At 66.1% G+C, this 22,903-nt stretch carries 22 protein-coding genes; 13 read left to right on the forward strand and 9 right to left on the reverse strand.

The features are described from left to right. Window positions 1–365: 365 nt before the first annotated feature. Both HGBR_RS18405 and HGBR_RS19135 read left to right on the forward strand, forming a co-directional pair. Window positions 366–1,613, forward strand: coding sequence for a type 2 periplasmic-binding domain-containing protein (locus tag HGBR_RS18405; RefSeq protein WP_147522561.1), 1,248 nt, complete (start codon window positions 366–368; stop codon window positions 1,611–1,613). 100 nt (window positions 1,614–1,713) lie between these two features. Next, window positions 1,714–2,199: an ester cyclase gene (locus HGBR_RS19135; RefSeq protein ID WP_019160180.1), complete on the forward strand. Its 486-nt coding sequence runs from the start codon at window positions 1,714–1,716 to the stop codon at window positions 2,197–2,199. A 260-nt stretch (window positions 2,200–2,459) separates the two neighbouring features. On the opposite strand, the gene HGBR_RS15055 is transcribed toward HGBR_RS19135, so the two are convergent. Continuing rightward, window positions 2,460–3,299: a hypothetical protein gene (locus tag HGBR_RS15055; protein WP_019160181.1), complete on the reverse strand. Its 840-nt coding sequence runs from the start codon at window positions 3,297–3,299 to the stop codon at window positions 2,460–2,462. After that, on the reverse strand, window positions 3,296–4,420 hold the full coding sequence (locus tag HGBR_RS15060; protein ID WP_019160182.1) for a DNA adenine methylase: 1,125 nt from the start codon (window positions 4,418–4,420) through the stop codon (window positions 3,296–3,298). Before HGBR_RS15060 ends, HGBR_RS15055 begins: the two co-directional genes overlap by 4 nt. 293 nt (window positions 4,421–4,713) lie before the next feature. Between HGBR_RS15060 and HGBR_RS15065 the strand changes: the two genes are divergently transcribed. Next, window positions 4,714–5,268, forward strand: a complete 555-nt coding sequence (locus tag HGBR_RS15065; RefSeq protein WP_019160183.1) for a DNA-binding protein — start codon at window positions 4,714–4,716, stop codon at window positions 5,266–5,268. Window positions 5,269–5,368: 100 nt separating this feature from the next. Here the strand turns inward: HGBR_RS15065 and HGBR_RS15070 are convergent, their stop codons facing one another. From HGBR_RS15070 to HGBR_RS20060, 7 genes are all read right to left on the reverse strand, one after another. After that, window positions 5,369–6,193, reverse strand: a complete 825-nt coding sequence (locus HGBR_RS15070; protein WP_019160184.1) for a hypothetical protein — start codon at window positions 6,191–6,193, stop codon at window positions 5,369–5,371. Between the two features lie 51 nt (window positions 6,194–6,244). Continuing rightward, window positions 6,245–7,273: a helix-turn-helix domain-containing protein gene (locus HGBR_RS20055; protein ID WP_147522562.1), complete on the reverse strand. Its 1,029-nt coding sequence runs from the start codon at window positions 7,271–7,273 to the stop codon at window positions 6,245–6,247. Window positions 7,274–7,883: 610 nt separating this feature from the next. Then, on the reverse strand, window positions 7,884–8,207 hold the full coding sequence (locus HGBR_RS15085; protein WP_019160187.1) for a hypothetical protein: 324 nt from the start codon (window positions 8,205–8,207) through the stop codon (window positions 7,884–7,886). Window positions 8,208–8,238: 31 nt separating this feature from the next. After that, window positions 8,239–9,591, reverse strand: coding sequence for a MinD/ParA family ATP-binding protein (locus HGBR_RS18415; RefSeq protein ID WP_245533362.1), 1,353 nt, complete (start codon window positions 9,589–9,591; stop codon window positions 8,239–8,241). Continuing rightward, complete coding sequence (locus tag HGBR_RS19140; RefSeq protein WP_147522563.1) at window positions 9,588–10,976, reverse strand: flagellar basal body-associated FliL family protein; 1,389 nt, start codon at window positions 10,974–10,976, stop codon at window positions 9,588–9,590. Before HGBR_RS19140 ends, HGBR_RS18415 begins: the two co-directional genes overlap by 4 nt. A gap of 109 nt (window positions 10,977–11,085) precedes the next feature. Next, window positions 11,086–12,702: a M15 family metallopeptidase gene (locus tag HGBR_RS19145; protein ID WP_019160189.1), complete on the reverse strand. Its 1,617-nt coding sequence runs from the start codon at window positions 12,700–12,702 to the stop codon at window positions 11,086–11,088. Continuing rightward, entirely contained in the window at window positions 12,702–13,244 is a 543-nt protein-coding gene (locus HGBR_RS20060; protein ID WP_147522564.1) for a hypothetical protein, read from the reverse strand. Before HGBR_RS20060 ends, HGBR_RS19145 begins: the two co-directional genes overlap by 1 nt. Before the next feature lie 159 nt (window positions 13,245–13,403). Here HGBR_RS20060 and HGBR_RS15120 point away from each other — a divergent pair, with 159 nt between their 5' ends. The 10 genes from HGBR_RS15120 to HGBR_RS18435 are packed head-to-tail and all read left to right on the forward strand — an operon-like array spanning window position 13,404 to window position 22,895. Continuing rightward, window positions 13,404–14,054: a DUF6668 family protein gene (locus HGBR_RS15120; protein ID WP_147522565.1), complete on the forward strand. Its 651-nt coding sequence runs from the start codon at window positions 13,404–13,406 to the stop codon at window positions 14,052–14,054. Continuing rightward, on the forward strand, window positions 14,047–14,385 hold the full coding sequence (locus tag HGBR_RS15125; protein WP_019160192.1) for a hypothetical protein: 339 nt from the start codon (window positions 14,047–14,049) through the stop codon (window positions 14,383–14,385). Before HGBR_RS15120 ends, HGBR_RS15125 begins: the two co-directional genes overlap by 8 nt. A 31-nt stretch (window positions 14,386–14,416) precedes the next feature. Further along, window positions 14,417–15,133: a DUF8175 domain-containg protein gene (locus HGBR_RS15130; RefSeq protein ID WP_019160193.1), complete on the forward strand. Its 717-nt coding sequence runs from the start codon at window positions 14,417–14,419 to the stop codon at window positions 15,131–15,133. A 3-nt stretch (window positions 15,134–15,136) separates the two neighbouring features. Beyond that, entirely contained in the window at window positions 15,137–16,621 is a 1,485-nt protein-coding gene (locus tag HGBR_RS15135) for a hypothetical protein (RefSeq protein ID WP_019160194.1), read from the forward strand. Between the two features lie 5 nt (window positions 16,622–16,626). Next, a complete protein-coding gene (locus HGBR_RS15140) occupies window positions 16,627–16,947 on the forward strand; it encodes a hypothetical protein (RefSeq protein ID WP_147522566.1) in 321 nt (106 codons plus the stop codon). Then, window positions 16,931–18,451, forward strand: a complete 1,521-nt coding sequence (locus HGBR_RS15145) for an SCO6880 family protein (protein ID WP_019160196.1) — start codon at window positions 16,931–16,933, stop codon at window positions 18,449–18,451. Before HGBR_RS15140 ends, HGBR_RS15145 begins: the two co-directional genes overlap by 17 nt. Next, complete coding sequence (locus HGBR_RS15150) at window positions 18,451–20,100, forward strand: hypothetical protein (RefSeq protein WP_019160197.1); 1,650 nt, start codon at window positions 18,451–18,453, stop codon at window positions 20,098–20,100. Before HGBR_RS15145 ends, HGBR_RS15150 begins: the two co-directional genes overlap by 1 nt. A 2-nt stretch (window positions 20,101–20,102) precedes the next feature. After that, window positions 20,103–20,732 carry a hypothetical protein gene (locus HGBR_RS15155; protein WP_147522567.1) on the forward strand — a complete coding sequence of 210 codons (630 nt, stop codon included), beginning with the start codon at window positions 20,103–20,105 and terminating at the stop codon, window positions 20,730–20,732. Then, window positions 20,732–22,477 carry a type IV secretory system conjugative DNA transfer family protein gene (locus HGBR_RS15160; protein ID WP_245533363.1) on the forward strand — a complete coding sequence of 582 codons (1,746 nt, stop codon included), beginning with the start codon at window positions 20,732–20,734 and terminating at the stop codon, window positions 22,475–22,477. The genes HGBR_RS15155 and HGBR_RS15160 overlap by 1 nt, the downstream gene beginning before the upstream one ends. Beyond that, complete coding sequence (locus tag HGBR_RS18435; RefSeq protein WP_019160200.1) at window positions 22,467–22,895, forward strand: DUF4913 domain-containing protein; 429 nt, start codon at window positions 22,467–22,469, stop codon at window positions 22,893–22,895. Before HGBR_RS15160 ends, HGBR_RS18435 begins: the two co-directional genes overlap by 11 nt. The last annotated feature ends 8 nt before the right edge of the window (window positions 22,896–22,903 follow it).

Genomic DNA, 22,903 nt, shown 5'->3' on the forward strand with positions numbered 1-22,903 from the left:
TGACTGCACAACCCCGAGAACACGGGGCTGGACGTGCAGCCGGCTCCTGAAAATGACACCGCCGGAGCGTCAAAGGGGTATACCTGCACTGACATGGCAGGCCGAATAAATCATGCGCGATGCGCTTGCGGCCCAGCCAGATGGCCGGGCCGCAACCTAATGCCCGCGCGCACCTAGCGGTCAACAGTGCGGTGAGCACGACCAGATGGACTTTCGTCGCCCACCCGGAGCGAGATGCAGGTCACAGGCGGGCGTGCTAGCATGCCGCACATATAATCGAGCGATCGATCAGCGGTCGCTCACCGTGCATCTCTACCATCTATAAACTAAATATCCAGTCGGAGTTTCAAAGGAGATTCATCGTCTTGAAAAAGTGGGGAACGCTTCTCGCGTGCAGCGCAGTCATGCTGGCGGGATGTGGTGGGGGAGTAGCTAGCCAGTCAGCTGCGGACGCCGGCGAAGGCGTCGAATTCGGCGCCTCCATTGAGGAATATCAGGAAGCACTTTCCGACATGGAACCGGTGGAGCTCACATATCAGGGCGGTGGCAGCCCAACGGGCTACAGTGCTGATCGTGAGCGTGAGTTCGCCGAGCGGATTACCGAGTGGTCAGGCGGGAAGATCACGTTCGATCTTCAGTGGGGTCAGGCGATCGCATCGTACGACCAGGTCACCGAAGCGGTTGCGGCGGGGATGATTGATATCGCGCTAGAGGTTCCGCTCAATTCGCCAGAGAAATACCCGGCGATCAACGCGTTGGTCGACCTCAGTCCTGCCCAACCAACGAGCCCTTATTTGTCGGAGATCATCTCGGCTGCAGCACTGCAGCAGGTCGCTTTCGAGACACCCGAGGTGGTGGACGAGACTGCGAGCATGGGCGTGACGCCTCTGGTCCCCGTGGAGTTCGAGTTCACTGACGCGCTCATGTGTAGCACATCGGTGACCTCTGCTGATGATTTCGACGGGCGACAGATTCGGGTAGGTGCCCAGAAGTCGTACGAGCTGATGCAGGCAGCGGGGGCGGCGCCTGTCTCGATGCCATACACCGAGACGTATGAAGCGTTGCAGCGCAACGTTGCCGATTGCACGCTCAACGGGATGAAGGTTGGCATTAACGGGGGATTCCTCGAAGTTGCTCCGGAAATAACATTCCCGTCCGATGTGTCATGGGGTCGTGACGGCACGATTCTCGTTGCTGGAGGTAAGTACGATGATCTGCCGCTGGCGGGAAAACAGTTGATCTTCGATTCCCTGGCTTACTACTTCGAGGGCCAGTTGAACGCGGGGTTGAACTATGCAGCCGACGGTGTCGCCGCAGCAGAGGCGCAGTCGGGCGGGTTCAATGAGCTCGAGACCGACGTGGAGGATAAAATCCGCGAGCAGGTCGAAGTCATCCGCGCTGAGGTCGGTGAGTCACGAGCGGTCGATGGCAAGAAGATGGCTGACGATGTCGACTCCGCTCTCGCGCATTGGACTGATGTCGCTGAGGAGCTCGGCTATGAAGATGTCGGCGACTGGGAGGACTTGAAGTCCGTCGAGGACAACCCAATTGACTTCCAGCCGTTCGCCGAACGCGTTTTTGAGGAGATCTACCTCCCCCACCGGCCGCGCTGAGCGCCAAGCAGTTACAGCCCCGTCAGCCTCCCTGCTCGATCCGGAGTAGAAAGCGGTAGCGAGGGTCATGAGCTGATTCGATTTACCGAAAGGAACCGAAGTGACAGAAGATTATGGGCAGATCGTGCGGGATGTCGTCGACGTGGTGTGGTCGCAGGGGCAGGTTGATCGGATCCCTGAGTTCTATACTGAAGACTTCACCTGTCACCAGCCGAAGCAGAAGATCAACTGGGTAGGTGCGACGAAGCGACTTACATGGGAGGGCCACGACGGGGTGCGCGAAGTCGTCGAGACCGTACGGGCAGCGTTTCCCGACTACACCGAGTCGCCCGAGCACGTCGTCGTCGAAGGTGACATGGTCGCGATGCGCATGATCAACCGTGGGACCCATACGGGAGTAGCGGTTGGCAGCTTCGAAGCCACCGGGCGATCATTCGAAGCGATCGATACGATGTTCGTGCGTATGAAGGGTGGACGCATCGCTGAACAGTGGGGCATGATCGATCAGTTCGCTGCAGCGGTCGAGCTCGGGTTTATCGATAAGACCGGCGTGCATGTGTCGATGAGCGGACCGTCGACCGCTTGAGTGCACCCAAGCAACGCTGGCAGCCGCTTGAGATGACGGTGCGGCGTGGACCTCTCCCTATTCTTGAGGGTTGAGTCCATGCCGTACCGCCTCATCGGGTATACCCACTTGACACTGCATCAATCTGTGCAGTCGAAAGCCGCAACTGGGGTCAGGAGGTCTTCGCCTCCAGCAAGAAGCACCCCCGGACCATGCTGGTCCGGGGACTCTCAGACCAAGGGCATGAAAGTAGGGCCTGTCAGGGCTGCGAACGAAGGGAGCTAGAGCAACCCTCGGAGCTTGGCGGCCTCCTCCAGGTCGTCGCGGAACCTGTCGAAGCTCGCGAGCGTGTAGAGACCGTCGATCTCCTCCCGCTCCCACAGCCTGTGGAGCTTCCGCAGATCGCTCTGGCGGCTCTTCCAGCCGATCCCGTCCACGACAGCCATGATGTACTGCCGGGGAAGTCGCACGCTCGCCATCTTCTCGATCTCAGTCACGGCGTCGCTGAGCTTGCTGCCCGTGGAATCGAACCCTTTAGCAGCGACTGCGATGCTCGCGTTCCCACCGCTGGGGACTACGAGATCGCACGGCGCGGTCTGGCCGTTCCTGCCCAGGAACTGGGTGCGCGTCTCGTACTCGAGGCCCAGATCCTGCGCGATGGCTTCGATCCGGTCCTCCACCATCCGCCCGGACGTGCCAGCACTCGTGGCTGTCGTCCTCGTACCTGCACGGGCGACCAGAATCTCGCCGAACGAGTACGTGCGAGCGAGCTGGGTCGCGGTCAGGCGCACGAGGTCGTACTCTTCGTCGAGCCACTGCACGAGCTCAGCCGGGCGTTCGCGCGCCAGTGTCACCCACCCGGCTGTGCCGAAGCGGTGCCGCAGTGCGTTCTTCAACTTCTCCTGGCTCAGCCCGACCGTCAGCCCGAGGACAGGGATGTCTCTGCTGCGCGCTTGTGCCCACGCTGCGAGGGATGCTGCGGTGACTTCCCCCAGCTCTGTGAGCGACTCCGCGGCCTCCCGGATGTCCTCCGCCTCTGGTGTCGAGGCGGTGGGGTCGATGTGCGCTGTCAGCCGGCCCAGGGACGCAAGATAGTCCTCAAACGCACCTGCCTTGCTCATGCGTCGCGACCGACGAAGATGTACTCGGTGACATCCCTCCGGACGGCGGAGGCGTGTGTGCCGAAGGCGTACTTGTGGGAGACGCCGTGGACTTCGACACGGGGCTTCACGTCCCGCAGCAGCTCGGTGATGCGGTCGGCTCCGGGTAGGGCGTTGGAGCTGTACGACAGGACGATCGCCCCCGCATCCCGGAAGTGCTCGAAGGTGCGGGAGAGCGCATCCTCGATGCTCCGCTTGTACGCGAACGGCGTGTAGCGCTTCTCCAGCTTCTTCGTCTTGGTGTCCTCCATGATGCGGACACCCCGCCAGTACACGCTGAGGCCTTCGAGGAAGTGGTAGCGCTTGATGTAGTCGGCGTCATCGCTGGGCGGAGCATACGGCGGGTCCAGATACACGATGTCAGGCGCGACAGCGTCGAGGTCGAACACGTCGCCGCAGACTGCGCGGCTAGCGCGTTCGGTGTTGAAGACGATCTCGTTGTACGACTGGACGCGCTCACGGAAGTGGTCTCGCATCGACAGGGAGAGGTCTCGGCGCCCATCCGAGTACCGGTTGGAGTCGGTGAAGGTGAACACACCGCGGGGTTGCTTCCGCGCCGCCGACAACACCAGGGCGGAGATCGCCAAGTCCCGCTCGTAGCCGCTGAGGGTGTCAATGTGGGACCAGGCACTGTCGAGGAACGCACGATCGGCCGCGTTGAAGTACAGGCCGTCGAACTTCGACTGGATGAAGTCGCGGTCGTCCGCGGCAGGCCCACAGATCTTATCGACCAGTTCGTCGCTGAGCCGCACATGGCTGTTCTCAACGGCAGCCCGGGCGATCGTTGCCGGGAACGTGAGGAAGTCGTTGCTGGTGACGCCGAATCCCTGGCACTTCAGCAGGTAGGAGACCACACCGGACCCGGAGAAAGCATCGACGGCGGTTGCGCCCCCGAGGTCCGCGAAGACGCGCTCCAGGTGCGGGAGCAGGCGGTACTTCGACCCCATGTAGCGGAGGCGGGGGAACTGGCGGGCCTGGTCGAGGACGCCCTTCGATGAGCGCGTCACGGCCGTGCCGGGTTGCATAAACATGCTGTCATCGTAGTCGCCGGGCGTCTTCCGCAAGCCGATGCGCGCCTCCACCTGTCCCGACCCAATCCCCACCCGGGAGGGGTCACGCTCTCCCACGACACCGGTCTACGACGATGCCACTCGCTTTCATCGGTCGTCCCACCTCACCCCAGCTTGAGGTATGCGAGTCCAGGGAGTCCCGGCTCGAGTATCTGGTGACGTGGTGCACCCACCCAGCCATGAAAGTGGGCACACGGACAGCCGCTGCACAACAGCCTGAGAGAGACCCCACCCCGCGCCCCTCCTGTGGTAACATGGTAACTAGAAACAAGCGTTCCCGAGTAACCACTGAAAGGATGAAGCCCATGCCTGAGCAGCAGAACACCACTACGCCGGAGGACCGCGCGGAAGCGGCGGCGCGCGACCTCGTGGACCGCGGGCTGCCCGTGACCGCGAGAGCGGTCCGCGAGGCTGCCGGCGTGCGCATGGCCGTCGCCGCGCAGACCGCACGAGCGTGGAAGGAAGCGACTGCCGAGCAGCCGGACATCGTGGTGCCGGAGGTGCCCGAGGACGTGACTAGCCGGCTCGCCGCCATCTGGGCTGATGCCTACCGCACAGCACATGCGGCAGTGCGGCCGGAGCGCGACAAGCTCGCCGCCTCCGTCGAGGAGCTGGAGGCCGAAGTCGAGGGGCTCACGGCGGCAGTAGGGGCGGTGGAGGACGAGCGCGACAAGCTCGCCGGCGATGCGGAGGCGGCTCAGGCGGCGGCCGCCGAGGCCGTCGCACGGGCGGAGGCGGCCGAACAGGCAGCCCGCGAAGCAGAGTCCCGCGAAGCCTCCATCAAGGGGGAGCGGGATCGCCTGGCCGCACAGGTTGCCGCGCTCATCGAGCGCATTCCCAACGCGACAGCGAAGGACTGAGGCTGAACGGCATGACGGCCCCACCAAGCAGGTGGGGCCGTCATGCGCATGCCGACGCTATCGTGCAACCGAGATAGCGTGCTAGCACGCTATTGGCGCATCACATCTCGCGGCCGCGGCTCTCGGTGCGGGTCTGCGTGTGCAGGTGCGCCGCCGGCTGACTGGGGGTGTTGCTCGCCGTGCTGCTGCCGGTCGCGCCGAACAGGCGGTCGCGTGCGCTGACGGTTTCGGCGTAGCGGTCTCGCTTCGGTGCCTCCGTCGCTGCGCCGTGCGGCTGCAGAGCGGCCTGGAACTTCGCGGCCTCGGTCGCGAGGTGACCCTGCTCGCGCTGGGCGACATCGAGCTGCGCGCCGTGGTCCTCCAGCTGGGCCTCGAAGGATGAAGTGGCGTGTGCCTGGCCTTCAAACATCTCGCCTTCGGCCACATCGCGCTTCACCTCGTGCAGCGCCGTCGCCAGGCCTGTGGTCTGGTCCTGGTCGATGAGTTCACGCACGCGCGCCAGCCGGCTGTCGCTCATCGCCTCGGGGTCGTCGCGGTTGAGTGCGGTCAACCGCGTGAGTGCATCGGATGCAAGCTCCTGCGCGGGGGAGAGGTAGGGCGCGTCCTCCCACGGGGTCCGGGCACCGTAGTACCCCTCGGGTCGGTCGGGGGTGAATGTCTCGACGGTCCGAGTGTCGCCCATCGGCCCTTCGTCCTCGTGGATGGCGGAGGAGTCGGCTTCCTGCTGCGGATCGTAGGGGGAGAGGGTGGTCCGATGCGTCAGCATGTACTCGCCGTCAGCACGGTCGTTGGTGAAGATCTGCTCGACCTCAGCGGCGTAGCCTTCGGTGGCCGCGCCCTGCGCGAACCGCCGGTGGGCGTCCCAATCGGTCACGGGGAGAGCTGCGGCCTCGGCGGTGAGGTTGCTGGGTACTTGTTCCGGCATGGTGACCTCCTGTGGTGATGTGTCTAGCGTCTCATCTGGTGCGGACATCGGTCAGCGGCGTGTGCGGAGTGAGTGGATGAAGGCCAGCGCGGCTTCCTTCTCGGCGGCCGCGGCGGGATCAGCCGCCAGAGCGCGCCGGCGGGCTGCCTGCTCGTCACGGGCTCGGGCGGCCGCGGCGCGGCGGGCGAGGGCCGCTTCGCGTCGGCGGTCGCCGCGCTGGGTCCGCGACTCGATGGGGTTCCCGTCGCTGTCGCGCCACGGTGCGAGGCGGAACGTCAGCCAGTGAGCCATGCGAGCTGCGGGGATTCCGTCAGAACCGGAGTAGGGCACCCACTCGCCCTCGACGAAGTGACCCTGCGCCTGCCCAGTGGGCAGGTGCTCGACAGCATGCCGAATGTCCGCGAGGGTCCAGCCGGCGGCGAAGAAATCCTTGAACACGAACGCGAGATGCCGAGCTGAGAGTTTCCTGAACGTGGGGCCAAGGCGACGAAGCTTCTCACACGCCAGCACTCGATCATCCTTGCCTTCGGCCTGAGCATGATCGGACCACACGACACTGGCCGGGGATGCTGGGAGGCCAGGGTCGCTCACGCCGGTCACGGCGTGAGCATCATCGGATTCTGGCGGCGAAGCCGCTCCTGTGGAAAAGCCTGGTCTCGCGCGCGCATGGAACCTTCTAGAACCACTATGCGTGGGAGGGGTGACATTTATGTCTGCGTCATCGTCGGGGCAGGTGAGTGCGTAGACGGGTGCCTCGTTCTCGTCGGCGGTCGGTCCAGTCCAGCCGGCGGCCTTCTTGGCTGCGGCACTGCGGCCGGCGGCCACGCGGGCGATCCAGCCGTCCTCGTGGAGGGCCTTCAGGTGGCGGGCCACACTGCGGCGGGTGAGGCCGGTCTGAGCGGCGATGGTGCCCCAGGTGAGCGTGCGGGTCACGAGGTCGTCCCATTCGGCGTGGAAGCCGACCATGCGGGCGATCGCTCGCCGGTGGGCCTTCGCGTCCGCGCGCAGTGGCAACGAGGCAAGGTGGGCGTCCACGTCGCGGAGCCACTGCACCTGCGAGGTCGCCAGGTGCGCCTCCATGCGAGCGATGGCGCGGCCGCGATGCAGGAGAGAGGTCTCCTGCGCGCGGGAGGCGCGGCGGACCCGCTGCGGCGGGTGCGTGCGCCAGTCAGTCGGGATCGCGACGGCGGCTGTGCCGTCGATGGGTGGGGTTCCAGGTGTACCGCTCGACACACGCTGCTGGGGGTGGTTGTCCCCGCTTTTGGGTGTGCGGTATCCTGAACTCAGCTTCCACAAAGCAGAGTCCTTTCGGATTCACCGGGGAGTCGAGCGCCAACTCGCTCCCCCTATAGGCTTACAGCCCCTCGTGCGCCAACACGGGGGGCATTAGCTTTTATGGGTGTAGAGGATCAGGCAGAAGTGCCTCCTGGCCGTTGTCTTCATCAGTGGACAGCTCGGGGGCGTACTCGCCCATTCCGAGTGCGTGCGCAACGAGGTACTCGATGTAGTCGCTGCGCGAGACGTCCAGGGCAGTAGAGCGTGCTTCGAGGACTTCACCCACGCGTGCGTGCGGCCGGAAGGCCATCGGGCGCGGGGCTCTGTCCTTTCGTGGCTTCGGTCCCGGCTTCGTCATGTGCTCCACACTACACGAACTCGAATTCACAATTCGAGGATATTTCCGCGTGTCTGGTCAGTTTTTTGGAGTGAGTGCGTCCCTGGCGGTATCAAGCACGGATGCCACGGCGTCGTGGTTGATCGTGTAGCGCACGGTGCGGCCGTGCCGCAGCTCTTGGGCCAGATCGCCGCTGATGTAACCGAAGGATTCCAGTTCGCGCAGCATCTTCCCGAGTCCGGTGGGGTGGACTCGCTGGCCTCGTTCGTCGAGGGCATCCATGATCTGCCGGTGGAACATCGGCTCGCTTTGGGAGGCGAGGACGGCGAGGACTCGCAGGCGCTGCTCGCTGCCGGCAAGCTGCCGGAGGCTGGTGATCCAGTCGTCTGAAGAGGTCGGCATCGTCGTCCTTTAGGAGAAGTGTCGGCGGTGGTCACAGTGCGTCAATGATCGTAGCCCCCACTTCGAGGTACGCCTGCCGGGTCTGAGGGCTCAGGTCCTGCAAGCGCACCAGGTCGCCCTTGGCCACGGCGGAATCGAAGGGGACGACGTGAACGGCTCGGCAGAGCGCTCCCAGCGTCTCCACGATCTGATCACGGTCGATGGCCTTACTCGTGGTGCCGGTGTCAGTCAGCACCACCACGGCATTGCGCGCCAATTCAGCATACGCACCGTTGTGGGCCTGATGGAGCCAGGTCAGCGTGCGCTCGGCACGCTTCGCTCCGGTCACGGCCCACCCGGAGGCGACGACGAGCTGCTGCGCGTTCTCAAGGATTCCCTTCATCGCCGGGTGCGTCACACCTGTGCCACAGTCGGTGAGGGTGATCGGGTAGAACCGGTCCGCGACGTCGCGGACGTTCACGTACTCCTCGGCGGTGAGGGATTCCGACACGTCGGGGTCTTGCTCACCGGCGATGAGGTGCAGCCGGCCGCTGGTCTGGGTGAACCGGTTGAGGTCGGTGAGGTTGTGAATCTGGTCGGCCTCAATCGCGTGGACCAGATCGGTGATGGTGCGGGGGCTGACGGCCTCGACCTGCTCGTGTGAGAGCGCGCGGTCGGCCAGGTCGCCGGCGTCGGGGTTCGCGTCGATGGCCAGGACGGAATCGGGGCGATGCTCCGCCAGTGTCAGTCCGACACCGAGAGTGGTGCTGGTCTTGGAGATGCCGCCCTTGAGGCACATGAACGTCACGTTGCGGGTGCCGGTGATCTGCTTCGCGGCGCGCTGGTGCAGCTCGTCCTTGTAGCGCTCGCGCTGGCCGGGGCCGAGGTTCCAGAGACCGCCGGTGAGCTTGTAGACGACTGACTGCATGCCCTGTGTCGGGGCGGGGGTGTCCTCGCGCACGAAGCTGCCGCTGCGGGGAGCGCTGGCGGCCGGCTGCTGGGAGGTGGGAGCCGCACCGAGCAGCTGCGCGGGGTCCTGCCCACCGGCCGGCGACGGCTGCGGCTGCGCCGGCGGCTGGGCCGGCCGCGGCGGAATGGTGACCGGTTCCGAAGCGGTGACGACCGGGAGCGTCTGCGTGTCCGCGCCTGGCTGCGGTGCCGGCGACTCCTGCACCGGGGTGTCGGCGGCCGCCGGCTCTTCGTGCACGCGGCCATCGGCGTGGATGACCAGCTGCGCGCCCTCCGCCTGGGCGGAGGCCGGCCGGCCGGTCTCGCGCGCGTAGTTCGCGACCACGCCGATGGCCTGGTTGCGTCCCTCGGCCAGTCCGGCTCCGTGGATCTGGACGGTCCGGGTCGGGAGGACCACTGTGCCCTGGCCCTGCTCATCAAGGTTGATCGTGATCATGGTGTCTCCTTCGAAGGCGTGCGGTCGGCACGGTAGAGGTAGGTCTCATCGACGGTGGTGTGTACGACGTAGGCCGCGTCGTCGCTGACGAGGACGGGGCTGGGATCGTCGGGGGAGTAGAGCGGGTAGTCCTCGACGCTGGTCTCGTCGCCTGTGACGGTGGCGGTGACTGCGGTGCGGTCCCGGCTGCCGTAGAGCTGCCGGCCGTCAACGGCAGTGACATCGAGGCCGTCGAGGTCCACGACGGCGGGATCGTCGCCGTAGGAGATGAACACATCTCCGATCACGGCGGTCTGTGCGTCGGGGTCCGAGCGCAGCACATCGGAATCCGATGGCGGCCGCGCGGTCGCCTCAGCTGCGACCGTGCCGGTCGTCAGGTCGATGAGCGCGAGAGTGGTGTCCGAGGAGCCGTCCTCGGACCACTGTGCGAGCGCGTGGTCTGCGGTCAGCCCGATCACGTCTTCCGGTGCTCCATCGGCGCCTTCCGGTGTGGCGAGGTCGATGCGCTCATGCTCGCCGGTGTCGGGGTTCGTCGTCCAGACAGCCTCATCGGTCAGTGACCGGATCACTCCATCGGCTCCGGCGGCCGCCGGCACGGCTCCTGGTGGGAGCGTGACGCGGTGGGCCTCGCTGCTCTCCGTGGCCGGCGCGGTGACGGTGTAGTCCCCGAGGTCGATCAGCGGTGCGGTGCCGGCGTAGGTGACCTCGGCGCGGGCGTCGAGGTCGACGGAGACTGGCGCGACGGTGCCGTCTGTGTCATCGAGGGGCCAGAGCGTCAGCGACTGGCTGGACGCGGCCGCGAGGACGGGCCGGCCCTGCCACGTCGTTTCGTGCACGTCCGTGAGGTCGGTGGGTGCGCTGCTGCCGACCCATTGCGGCTCGCCGCGGTCCGGGTCGAGGATCGTGAGGGTACGCGCCTCCGTGATGGTCAGGAGGCGACCGTCGCTCAGCTCGCGCACGACTGCCTTGTCGTCGACCTGGGCGCTCCAGGCGGCGGTGCTGCTGAATGCCGGGGGCAGTCCCACTGGAATGTCGGTGCCGGCCCCGGCCGGTGGGGGAGGGGTCGTCTCCACGGCGACTGGTTCCTCGTCTCCGAGGGCGTGTCCGAGGACGAAGGCTCCACCTCCGATCACGAGGACACCGGTGAGGCCGGCGGCGACGAGGATGAGTGCCCGCTTCTTCCGGCTGGGCTTGACCGGCTCGTCCGGCACGGTGGTGTCGTACACCTCGCCGGTGGTGCGGACGACGAAATCGACCGACCGGCCATCACTCAGGTGCGCGCGCACGCGCACGGCCTCATGCCCCTGCTCGGCTGCCTTCTGGGCTGCGGCATCGGTGGCCGCGCGGTGGCGGTCGGACTCGCCGTGGGCAGGCTCGATCGGCACACCGTCGAGGGTGTCACCGGCGTCAGTCTGACGTATGGTGAACACTGGGAACGGCGGGACTGCTGCGGGGTCGAACCCGCCATTCATCTCACTCCGTGAACTGCTCATCTCACTCCTTGACACCGTAGAACTCCCAGTGCCACGCCTCGGCGTTCTTCTGTCCCTGCTGCGCCCAGTCGGGATGCTTCCACCCGTAGCGGCCTGCGTTCTCACGCATCCACTCGTGCTGCGGGGTTCCGAACTGGTTGATCCCAGTGCCGAAGTCCACAGCCAGCGCCCACCCGTGGTTCGAGGTGCCAGGCTTCGCGGCCATGCCGTCAGGTTTCGTCTCGTAGAGGTATTCCTGCTCGGCATAGGTCCGGTAGGCATCGGTGATGCCCAGGTCGGTGCCGAACTCGTCTCGGAATGCATTGTTCATCTCGATGAGCTGATCGACTGCATCAGCGCGCAGGGACTCGTCGGAGGCCCACGGGATCGTCTTCAGTGCATCGTCGGGGATGCGGCCGTTCTCGTGTCCGCCCCAGGGGCCTGGCTCGTTCTCGCCGGGGGGTACGTTGCCTCCGCCGCCGTCTTCCTCGCACTCCGGCGGCTGGCCGCCGCCTCCGCCGTCCAGCAGTGAGGGCGCGTCGTCGGCGTCGCGGGGATCGCCGGTGGCCTCCTGCTCGAAGGAGATGTGCGGGTGGTCGAGGTGGTTCTGGGTATCGCTGCCGCGATCCTCCATGTCGCGCCAGCCCTCATCGGGCCGGTCGACGTTGTAGATCCTCTGGTACCAGATCACATACTTCACGTTCAGGTGCTCGGCGTTGTCGATGGCGTACTGCGCGATCGCGTCGCCGGCGGACTTCCCTTCGTCGGTGAGGGGGACCATGAAGTCGACGGCGAGGCCGGCAGGGTGGCCGTTCGGGTCGCGGCTGCCGCCTTCGCGGTAGCCGCCGATGTCGCCGGGGCTGTGATCGGTGACGGTCGCGATGACCGTCGTGGCTTCCAGTACATGCGGCTTGACCGGTCCGAGGCTCTTCTCGAGCTGGTCGTAGATCGAGTCGTCGTAGTTCCCCTGCGCGGTCGTGGACACGCTGCCCGGCGCGTCGAGGCCGCCCTGGCCGGCGGCGTGCAGGGTCGTCGCCGTGTCTCCTCCGCCCTGTGCGAGGGGAACGTCCTTGAGCGCGTCCACGATGTCGCGGGCGACGGCCTCGAACTCCTCGTAGTGGTACGGGTCCGCATTGCGCTGAACCTTGTTAATCGCGAGCGTCAGTTCCATGTCCTCCCACCCGTCGATGTCGACGAGGCCGGGGGCCTCGGCGTGGTCGCCGGTGCCGAAGAAGCCGGTCGCAGCGGTGTAGGGGTCCATGCGCTCTTCGAGAGTGCCCCATCCTTGTGCGCGCTGCTGGAACACGCCTCGACTGTCAGGGCCGGCATCGTCGCCGTAGTCGATGTTCGTCAGTGCGCTCTCGCCAATGCCGGCCATGACGCCGATGACCTGTGCCCGTTCAGACAGGTCGGCGTCGGCGGCGGCGTTCATGATGAGCGCGGCGATGCGCAACTGGTCCTTGCCGTAGGGGCCGACGCTGTCGACGGGTATGTCGTCCGGGTCGACCTGCTTGCCGCTCTCGGAGTCGTCTCCGCCGGCGTGGGCCGGATCGCACGCACCGCCGGCGGTGGCGATCAGAATCACCAGGAGCGGCACCAGGAGGATGAGAACGGCTACACCCGCGACCGACTTGCCCATCAGCCGCCGTCCGAGGGGAAGCGGAAGCGGTCGACCGACCAGTCATGTCCAGCTTCTTCCACGATGAGCTCCACCTGGACGTCACCGGCGGTGGTCGGCACGGCGATGGTGATAGCCCCGCCACCCTCGTGGCGCACGACCGAGGGGTCGCCGGTGACCTCCACGTCGGGGATAACTGTGGGGTCCACGGTCTCGTAGGCGACCTGGCCCTGTCGGCTCAGCATGGGCTGCAGGTCATCGAACCACTCGTCTGCGTCCTTGTCGGTGGCGTAGTACGCCTCCAGGGCGGCCACGGCGCTGTCCATCGCCTGCTGCTGTCGTTCGGCGCTGGGAGTGCGGGGGCCTGACGTGTCTTCAGGGATTCCCTCATAGTCCCCGAGGTACTGCGACTCAGGATCATCCGTGGCGATCGCAGACGTCGGCGCAGGTGGCGGGTCTGTCACATCTGAGCTGTTATTCACGTCACCGCACCCGTTTAGGCTGATGCCGGTCAACAGTAGGCCGGCAACGATCACGGCGCGCTGCAGATGATGGCGACTCATGGTGCCGAGCGTAGAGGCGACACCGCAGCAGAGTCAAGTGCGCGCGACGCGCATTGACGGCAAACAGATTGCCAATTCGCTAATTGCAATGACAGCGATTGACAGCCGCGTGTGCAGCGGTGAGACTGGGTGTGTGTTCACGCAGGCGAAGGGAGTGGGATGAGCGTCAACCCGTTCGTGCCCGTTGAGGAAGCGGCACCACCGGAGGAGGTGGAGCTGCGCGATGCCGTGTTCGGTGATCGCACTGTTCTCGATGGACCCCCTTCGCCTGCGACAGCTCCGCCTGTCGCAGGCGAAGTTGTTGAATGGCCGCTCGTGGAGGCTGCCACCTCGTCTGGACTCATGGTGATGGGTCTGCACGGGGGAGCGGGCACAAGCCTGGTCACCTCACTGCTCGCGCACGTCGAGCACAGGGAGATGCCGTGGGAGGCCCACGACGTGGGAACCGCCTGGCCGGTCGCCGGCGGCTGGGCGCGACCGCGGCCGCCGCTGAACGTAGTGGCGGTCTATCGGCCACACCGCGCCGGCGTCGAGGCCGCCGAGCGGTTCGCCCGCACGTGGGCGAAGAGCGCACTTCCGGACTCCCAGCTCCTGGGCATCGTGGCCGTCGATGACGGTCCGAAACTGCTGGAGGCCCAGAAGCAGGCTGTGCGCAGAATCGCTCGCATGACACCGCATGGGTGGCATGTGCCCTGGAATGAAGAGTGGCGCGTGGCTGAGCCAGCCTTCGACGCGGTTCCGCGTCGGATTCGTAAGACCCTGCGTTCCATCCGTAAGACGGTAGAAGAAGAAGGAGTTCACAATGACTGAGAAGACCGCATTCTCTGGGCGGCGCGTCTGGCTGGTGGCCGCGGGAGTCCTCGCGGCCGTGCTGGTGCTGCTGATGCCTGAGTCGGCATTGGCTCTGCCGGACCTCGATCCGGAGCAGCCTCCGGGCACGGAGGGCTTCACGACGGTCCTGAACTGGATCGTGTGGGGTGTGATCATCCTCGGGCTGGCCGGGTTCCTGTGCTCGGCCGGCTACCTGGCGTTCGCATCGTTCACCGGTCGGGAGATTCAGGGCTTCAAGGGCCTGATCATCGCGATCATCGTGTGCATCCTCGCATCGGCTGCAGGCGCGATCGTCGCCGTGTTCATCTGATTCGACTAGCAGCGGCAGGAAGGTTCGAGCAATGGCAGAGACCGAAGGCAAGAGCCCGTTCAACGTGTGGTGGGTGGCAGCAGGTGGATTCCTCGTGCTGGTCATAGTCGGTGCGGTGGTACTGGGATTCCAGCTCGGCCGGTCGGGTGGCGATGAGACGACCACGGCCGAGACCGCTCCGGCGGAAGCTCCGGGCACGCAACCGGATGCCGGCGCGGGCGATACGGAAGCGACGGGCGGACAGGACCGCGAGTGCGGCACGTTGTCGGACAACCAGGACTACCCAACCGAGGCTCCGCCGACCGAATGGGAGACCTACGCGTCCTCGTCGATGACCGTGCCTGTCTCCGATGAGTATGGTCCGCTCAAGCGTGACGGGTCGCTGTGGGAGTGCTACGCGCACTCACCCACGGGAGCCGTCTACGCAGGACTCGGCCTCATTGCATCGTTCAGCATTGGAGGAGAGTACGAAGCTGCAGTCGACTCCCCCCAGGCCGAGGCCGCACTTGAGGATCAGGCCGCGGAGGCCGGGGCGAGCTTCCCGTCGTTCTCGGGGTACCGGATCGACGAGTACAGCGATGAAGCCGCCCGGATCACCTACTACGGGCAACAGGACGAGTACACCGTCGGGATCGCGTTCTCGCTGAAGTGGGACGAGGAAGCCGACGATTGGCGACTGGATTGGTCTCGGCCGGACGGCTTCGAAGAGAGCCCGTCCGCAGATCAGTTCGTGATGTGGGAGCGCTGACACATGAGCAGCAGTGGCGGCGATTGCAAGTGGTACCAAGCCGGATGCAAGATCGGCCAGGCTGCCTCTGACGGCGTGGCCGCCATCGCTCACGACCTGCTGGAGAAGGCAGGCAGCGTTCTCGAGTGGCTGTCGACGCGCTGGTTGCACTGGTCCCCCGGTATCGACACTGAGTCAAATGCCGTGGCGCAGATTCAAGAGAATCTGTGGTGGTTCACCGGCATGATCGCGATTCTGGGCATTCTGCTCGCGTTGGGCCGGATGGTGCTCAGCAACGACTTCAAGACATTGATCGGCGCGGCAAAGCCCATCGTGAACTTGATCATCGTCACCGGAACCTACGCCGCCGGCATTCGCTACCTCGATGAAGCAACCCATGCACTGGCGGTATGGATGTTCGAGGAGATCGAAGCTAACCAGGACCAGTCCGTGGGGATGGACGTCCTCGCCACCATGATTGTGATGAATCCACAAGCCGTAAGCTCAGCAATCGGTGGAGCCCTCATCGTAGGGCTGCTGGCGATTGTCGGTTCAGCCGTGCTGTTCGGTTTCATGATCTTCCGGGACGTGGTGCTGCTGATCATGCTGGCCTTCATCCCCACGCTTGCGGCGGCGACCGGAACCGAAACAGGGGATCAGGCATTCAAGAAGGCCAACGGCTGGCTCCTCGCCCTGTTGCTGTTCAAGCCGGTCGCGGCGGTGATCCTCGCCCTGGGAATCACCCTGATGAAGGACAACACGGACATCAACGGGTCCGGCGAGGGCGATCTGATGCGGCCTCTCGCGGGGATTCTCATCGTATGCCTGGCGTCCCTCGCACTCCCGGCCCTCATCAAGTTCATTGTGCCCGCGGCCGCGGCCGGGTCTGGCGCATTTTCGGGTGGAGCTGCGCTAGCTGGCGTGGCCACGGTTGCTGGCGGAGCTGCCGTCGTGGCCGCCACAGCTGGCACCGGAGGTGCAGCCGCGGCCGGCGGTGCCGGTGCTGCCACCACCTCGGGGGCCGCTGGCACCTCGGGTGCAGCGACGACGGGAGCGGGCTCGGCTGGTGGAGCCGCCGGCGGTGAAGCGGCAGGTGCGGCGCCACCCCCCGGTGGAGACGGCGGGACCGGCGGCGGGACCGGCGGCGGGACCGGCGGACCCTCGGCAAATGGTGCTCCGACCGGCGATGCCGGAGAGACCACGGAAGCGACGGGCGACTCAGGCACCGGGACTGCTGGGGCCGGCGCAGAGGGAGCGTCGTCCTCGTCGGGTGATTCGTCAACCGGCGGCGGGACGGGCGACGGAGGCGGAGACACGACGGCAGATTCAGCAGCAGGTGCCGACCAGTCTGAGAGCAGCACCAACAGCGGTGGGCCTGCCCCGCAACCGGCCGGCGGTTCAGACGGTGGAGGCATGTCGGCGTCCGACATGGCTGTGATGACGCAGGCGCTGGGGTCGGGTGCTGAGCAGTCGACCAGCGGCCTCGATGAGGCTGCGGAAGGGGCGTGAGGGTCGTGTCGATCAGGCAGTGGTTCGCCTCGATGCCCGCTCGGCAGGGTTCGGCCCTGTGGGGGCGCATTGCGGCGGCAATCGTGCCGGTGGGGCTCAGTGGCGTGTTCATGCTCGGGCTCTCGCCGGAGATGACCACGGTCCTGATGTACCTGCTGTGCGTGCCGCTGGGGGTGTACGTGGTGCTGATCGCGTTCTGGCCGGCGATCCGCACGGACATTCAGGAGACGCGGCGGCGCAACGCGGCAGCGGAGGCAGAAGAGGCCGCAGTGAGCAGGGCGCGGGAGACGCTGGAAGGAGGTGGCCGCGATGAGCAGCAGCACTGAGGTGAAGGTGCAGGCGGGCACCTACGGGAACATGACGAAGCCCGGCCGGTCGGGCATCCTCGGCCTGCCGATGGGTGTGTCACTGGCAGGCGTGCCGGTGGTGCTCCTGATCGTGGGAGCTATGGCCCGGGGCTGGTTCCTGGTGGCAATGGTGATCGGATTCTGCGGCGTCATCGGCGCGGTGCTGATCCTGATCACAAGGAAAGACGGACGCTCGATCTACGGACGGACGATGTTGAAGATCATGCAGAAGCGCAAGGAACGAGCGGGGAAGCACGTCTACCTCGCAGGCCCGACCGGAAGGACCCGCGACGGCGCTGTGCGCCTGCCGGGTCTACTCGCTCCCAGCGAGCTGAGTGAACACACTGACTCCTACGGCAACCGGTTCGGCATGATCCGAGTGGTCGGGCAAGGAGTGAAGAACTACTCCATCGTGTTCGAGGCGTACCCGGACGGGGACGAGCTGGTCGACCAGCAGCGCGTGAACTCGATGGTCGCGCACTGGGGCGGCTGGCTGGCCCAGCGCGGCATCGAAGAGGGCATCCGCGGTGCTGCTGTCAGCGTTGAGTCCGCACCGGACTCGGGTCTGCGACTGCGGCGCATGATGGCGGCGAACGCCAACGATGCGGGGTCGCAGTTCGCCACGGCGGTAGCCGAGGCGATCCCGCAGGAGTACGAGGGCGGAGCCCCGGTGCTGAGCACGCGCATCACCGTCACGTTCGACGGGAAGGCCGTCGATGGGTCGGGGAAGGATCGCGGTGTCGAAGAGATGGCCCAGGACATCGGCAACCGACTGCCGGTGATCATCTCGGGGCTGATGGACACCGGCGCTGGCACGTCGGTGCGTGCGTGCACCGCGCAGGACATCATCGACCACACCCGCATGGCCTATGACCCCACGACGGCCAGCCAGATCGAGGAGGCCCGCGCCGAAGGCGGGACGGGACTCTCCTGGGCTGATGCCGGCCCCGTGTTCGCACTCGATGCGTTCGACCACTACCGGCACGACCGGGCGTTCTCGAAGTCGTGGACGATGTACGAAGGTCCGCGCGGCGTGTTCCACTCGAACGCGCTGCGGCGGGTGCTGGAGCCGTCGAAGGACGTGCTGCGCAAGCGGGTGACGATCCTCTACCGGCCGATCCCGGCCGCGCGCGCGACGGAGCTGGTGGAGCGCGACATCAACGATGCGACGTTCGCCGCGTCCCAGCGACAGCGGGTCTCGGCGCGCGACGCGCAGCGTCGGGCGGCGGCGATGAAGTCGGCGCAGGAGGAAGCGCAGGGCGCGGGCCTGCTGCGCTTCGGGCTGGTGGTCACGGTGTCGGTGGCCGATCCGGAGCGGTTCAAGCAGTTGGACAAGCAGATTCCGGCATCGTTCAACCAAGCCCGCCTGCGGGTGCGGCCAGCGCTCGGCAATCAGGCGGTCACGTTCCAGTCGGCGCTGCCGCTGGGACTGGTGCTGCCGGACCACATGCTCCTGCCAGACGAGATTCGTGACTGGATGTGATGACTGTGCTCAACCGGAAGAAGCGCCAGCGTCCCCGCGCTGAGGTGGTTCCCGCTGTCAGCGGGAGCATGCGGCTGACAGCGAAGGAGGCGAAGGCCCTCCAGCGCCACGTGGCGGAAGAGGAACGCGCGAGCCGGAAGAGGCCGTCTGCGCTGCGGCAGTGGATGGAGAACACGCGGGAGGCGCGAGCGAAGACGCTGGAACGCCCCGGTGCTCGCGGCTGGAATGTCGCCGGCGGCGGGCCGGCGGGCTACATCGAGTCGCCTATCGAGTCGCAGGGCACCTCGGTGCAGGTGTGCGGCCTGTGGCCGTTCGTCGCCGGCTCATCGACACCGATGGTCGGCGTGCCCCTGGGCAACCACCTGCGGCGTGGCACGACGGTCTGCGCGGACCCCATCATGTGGTTCCTGGCGAACCTCGTGCTCCAGCCGTCCGCGTTCGTGCTCGGCCGGCCCGGGCTGGGGAAGTCCTCGCTGATGCGTCGGATCGTGACGATCCTCCAGGCATGGGGTGTGACCCCGCTGGTGCTGTCGGACACGAAGCCGGACTACGTGCCACTCATCTCCGCGATGGACGGACAGGTCATCGAGGTTGCGCGCGGTCGCGGTCACCTCAACCCGCTCGACCTCGGCCCGCTCGTCCAGGAGCTGCGGGAGATTCCTGAGCAGCGTGCGCGGCACGCGGCACTCGAAGAGATGCGCGGCCGCCGGCTGACGGTCCTCTCCGGCCTGGTCAGCCTGGTCCTCGACCGGAAGCTCGACGCGCATGAGACAGCACTGCTGTCGGAGACGCTGCGCGTGCTCGACCCTGACCTGGAGAACACACCGGTCATCGGGGACGTAGGTGCGCTGATCGAGTCTCGCCATGATCGGCTGCGCGCGATCGCGCTGGATCGGGGCGATGACAAGTACTACGACGAGCGTGTGTCCGGTCTGCTGGATGCGTGCACGGCTCTGGGGCCGAATGGTCCCTTCGGAGACCTGTTCGCGGAGCCGACGTCGGAGCACCTGAAGCCGGGAGTGCCGGCTGTGTTCGACATCTCCGGCATCGACGACGGAGACAAGACGATGGGTGCGGCCATCCAGACGGTCTGCTGGGGGCTGGGTTCCGCAATGGTGTCGGCGGAGAAGCACCTCGCCAGCGGCTTGGGTCAGGATCAGCGGCACTACCTGCTGATCATGGACGAGATGTGGCGGATGCTGCGCGCCTCGGAGCAGATGGTCTACTTCCTCGACTCGCTGACGCGACTGAACCGCACGCTGGGCATCGGGCAGATCATGTGCACACACACGATGGGCGACCTGAAGCTCTCCAGCGATCACCTCACGGAGATTGCGTGGGGCTTCGTGGAGCGCTCCGCGATGGTGTTCCTCGGCGGGCTGGCAGAACGGGAGATGGGCAACCTCGAAGAGGTGTTCATGCTCAGCCAGGATGAGAAGTCGATGATCACCGACTGGTCCGCCGAGGGCGGCATCAACCCGGATACGAACCGGGCCGCGGCCCCTCCGGGCCTGGGGAAGTTCATCCTGAAGATCGGTAAGAAGCCGGGGATTCCGTTCCAGTCGGTGATGACTAGCGTGGAGCGGCACGTGAATGACACCAACCAGGCGTGGACCGTCACGACTGGGCGACGCGGCAAGCGCGGATAATCATGGATCTGCCCTCAATGACGTGGGAAGCCTCCCTCGTGCTTGTCCCTCCCGTGCTGTCGTTTCTGTACCAAAGGTTCGTCGGGAAAGGTAAGGGCCGATCGAACCGACGGGCGTACTGGACGGATCGGCTCGATGAGCGAGTGGATCAAGCGGCGAAACAGGAGCATGAACGGCTCGACGCGCGCGTGGAGGTCGCTCTCGACTATTTGGAGGCTGAGGAAGCCCTCGAACAGATGAATGTGGCGTCACCTGTGGTGTCCTGGGTTCTTGCCGGGGTCGCATATGTGGGGAGTCTGGCGGTCTTTATGAGCGAGGTACCGGGGTTCGCGATTCCTCTGGTTGGCGCGGCTATCTTCGCCCAAATCGACGGACACATGAACGTGGATAGGAAGGCCTCTCTTAGAGCGGTCCTCGTGGAGCTCGCTGGCCGCGGCCGCGACGAGCGGGAGCTGCTGGCGCGGCACCCTCGCGAAGTTCACATGGCATGGAAGAAGAGCCGGAAGAGGCGGCAGGCTCTGCCGACGACAGGAGCGGTAGCAGCGCTCCTTGCGGCAGAAACACAGCAGCAGTTGGGCGACGGGGTGCAGCTGCTGGCAGGCACGGGCGATCAGACGGAGGATAAGCAATGATGGCGAGGCAGGCAGGGAGGCGGCCGCAGCCGCAGAGTGACGAGCTGGCGTGGATGCTGCTCGGTGGCGGCCTCGGTTTCGTGCTGCTGCTGGTAGTCGCCTGGTGGGCCGGTGGACTGGCCAGTGAGCCGGTCCGTGAAGCGGCCGGCTCTGCGAATCCGGCGACGATCATCCTCGGGCAGTTCGGTGGCAGTGTGCCGGTCACGGCTACTCAGATCGGCGTGTTCGCCGGCATCGTCGTGGTTCTCGCCGGGATCGGTGCGCTGCTCGGGTGGGCGGCCTGGAAGCAGGCCGGCGGACGTTCGCGGGTCGATGATCGCGCGAAGTCGATGGCGCATGTGAAAGACCTCGATGAGCTGTCCGCGAAGTCGCAGGCGGCGGACGCGCAGCGGCTCGGTGCGACGGCCGCGTCGGACGGTGTGCCGCTGGCGAAGCTGGTGAACAACCGGAAGCGGTTGTTCGCGTCCTGGGAGTGGGTGCAGCTGTGGATCATGGGTCCGCGTGCGGGTAAGACCTCGTGCGTGTGCGTGCCGCAGATCCTCGAGACGCGTGGGCCGGTCGTGGCTACGTCGAACAAGCGCGACATCGTGGACCTCACGCGCGGTCCGCGGTCGCGGGAGGGCGTGGTGTGGGTCCACGATGTGCAGGGCATCATCGGGGAGCCGGCGGCCTGGTACTGGAATCCGCTGAGCTTCGTTGACGGCATGGAGAATGCGGAGAAGCTCACGGACGTGTTCGTCTCTGCGATGACGAACGCTAATGCGCGTGAGGATGCGTACTTCGGGCCGACCGCGAAGGGCGTGCTGGCGAGGTACTTCCTCGCCGCTGCGCTCGGGGAGCGTCCGATCACGGACGTGTACCGGTGGGTCAACGACGAGACGGACTTCACGGCGGTGCGGCTGCTGCGCGACGCGGGGGAGTTCGGGCACGCGGAGAACCTGGAGGGCAACCAGAAGGTGACCTCGAAGCAGAGGGATGGCATCTTCGGTCAGGTGCGCACCTGGGTGGGCATCCTGGGCAATCCCAAGGTGGCCTCGTGGGTGCGGCCGGATGCGAACCCGAACCGGCCGCAGTTCGACCCGGAGGCGTTCGTGAAGTCCACGGACACGATCTACCTCATCAGCCGTGAGGGCGGCGGTTCGGCGCGTGCGATCACTGCGGCCCTGGTTATGGCGATCCTGCACACGGCGGAACGGGTGGCTTCCCGGCAGGCCGGCGGCCGGCTCTCGACTCCGCTGATGGCGGTGCTCGATGAGGCGGCGAACGTTGTGCGCTGGCCGGAGCTGCCGGACCTCTACAGCCACTACGGGTCACGCGGCATCGTCGTCTCGACGTTCTTCCAGTCGTTCGAGCAGGGTGTGGAGGCGTTCGGAGAGCACGGCATGAAGAAGATGTGGTCGGCGGCGAACATCAGGGTCGCCGGCTCGGGCCTGTCGGAAGATCGGTTCCTGCCGTTCCTGTCCTCGCTCATCGGTGACCGTGACGTGGTGAAGCGGACCTCGCAGACGCAGGGCGGCCGCGTGGGCGGCCGGTCGGCGTCGACGTCGGTGCAGCGCGAACGGATCATGGAGCCGTCTGACCTCGCACAGTTGCCGCGCGGCCGCGCGGTGATGACTGCTTCGGGTCAGCCGGCGGCGCTGCTGGAGCTGGAGCATTTCTCGCAGAAGGACTACGCGGGTGATGTGAAGGCGTCGCAGGAGTTCTACGAAGCGCAGATCGGCAAGGAGGATCAGCATGTCGGATGACTTCGGGCAGGACGAGCCCATCGACGAGGCGGCGGCGGAGGAAGAGCCGTTCGAGCCGTTCTACAAGTCGGTCGATGAGTGGGTGACGGACTGGCTGCTGCCGAACTACTCGAGGCCCCTGCGTGATGCCTCGGAGTTCGTGTGGGACCCGCAGTGGTGGCGCTACTCGGAGGTCATCATGCGGCTGGAGGCGCTGTGGGCATCGTGGGAGAAGATGCGGCTGGAGGGTGGTCCGGGCATGGTGGCGTTCTTCCGTGACTACCTGGACCCGATGATGCGGGTCATCCTCGACCCCAAGGGGCCGTTCCACACCTACGACCCGAACAAGCATGATCGGGACGGTGAGCGGGACCTGCCGGAGCCTCTGCCGCATTCGCCGCTGACGGTGCCTGACCTGTTCCGGCTCGACTTCGACTGAATCGGCGT

This window comes from Brevibacterium senegalense (assembly GCF_000285835.1).
GTDB classification, from domain to species: domain Bacteria; phylum Actinomycetota; class Actinomycetes; order Actinomycetales; family Brevibacteriaceae; genus Brevibacterium; species Brevibacterium senegalense.

Bases quoted from the DNA above. Each gene is read 5' to 3' on its own strand.
- HGBR_RS15055 (WP_019160181.1), bottom strand. From the start codon at position 3,299: ATGAGCAAGGCAGGTGCGTTTGAGGACTATCTTGCGTCCCTGGGCCGG.
- HGBR_RS15065 (WP_019160183.1), top strand. From the start codon at position 4,714: ATGCCTGAGCAGCAGAACACCACTACGCCGGAGGACCGCGCGGAAGCG.
- HGBR_RS15070 (WP_019160184.1), bottom strand. From the start codon at position 6,193: ATGCCGGAACAAGTACCCAGCAACCTCACCGCCGAGGCCGCAGCTCTC.
- HGBR_RS20055 (WP_147522562.1), bottom strand. From the start codon at position 7,273: ATGGAGGCGCACCTGGCGACCTCGCAGGTGCAGTGGCTCCGCGACGTG.
- HGBR_RS15085 (WP_019160187.1), bottom strand. From the start codon at position 8,207: ATGCCGACCTCTTCAGACGACTGGATCACCAGCCTCCGGCAGCTTGCC.
- HGBR_RS18415 (WP_245533362.1), bottom strand. From the start codon at position 9,591: ATGATCACGATCAACCTTGATGAGCAGGGCCAGGGCACAGTGGTCCTC.
- HGBR_RS19145 (WP_019160189.1), bottom strand. From the start codon at position 12,702: ATGGGCAAGTCGGTCGCGGGTGTAGCCGTTCTCATCCTCCTGGTGCCG.
- HGBR_RS20060 (WP_147522564.1), bottom strand. From the start codon at position 13,244: ATGAGTCGCCATCATCTGCAGCGCGCCGTGATCGTTGCCGGCCTACTG.
- HGBR_RS15120 (WP_147522565.1), top strand. From the start codon at position 13,404: ATGAGCGTCAACCCGTTCGTGCCCGTTGAGGAAGCGGCACCACCGGAG.
- HGBR_RS15125 (WP_019160192.1), top strand. From the start codon at position 14,047: ATGACTGAGAAGACCGCATTCTCTGGGCGGCGCGTCTGGCTGGTGGCC.
- HGBR_RS15130 (WP_019160193.1), top strand. From the start codon at position 14,417: ATGGCAGAGACCGAAGGCAAGAGCCCGTTCAACGTGTGGTGGGTGGCA.
- HGBR_RS15135 (WP_019160194.1), top strand. From the start codon at position 15,137: ATGAGCAGCAGTGGCGGCGATTGCAAGTGGTACCAAGCCGGATGCAAG.
- HGBR_RS15145 (WP_019160196.1), top strand. From the start codon at position 16,931: ATGAGCAGCAGCACTGAGGTGAAGGTGCAGGCGGGCACCTACGGGAAC.
- HGBR_RS15150 (WP_019160197.1), top strand. From the start codon at position 18,451: ATGACTGTGCTCAACCGGAAGAAGCGCCAGCGTCCCCGCGCTGAGGTG.
- HGBR_RS15155 (WP_147522567.1), top strand. From the start codon at position 20,103: ATGGATCTGCCCTCAATGACGTGGGAAGCCTCCCTCGTGCTTGTCCCT.
- HGBR_RS15160 (WP_245533363.1), top strand. From the start codon at position 20,732: ATGGCGAGGCAGGCAGGGAGGCGGCCGCAGCCGCAGAGTGACGAGCTG.
- HGBR_RS18435 (WP_019160200.1), top strand. From the start codon at position 22,467: ATGTCGGATGACTTCGGGCAGGACGAGCCCATCGACGAGGCGGCGGCG.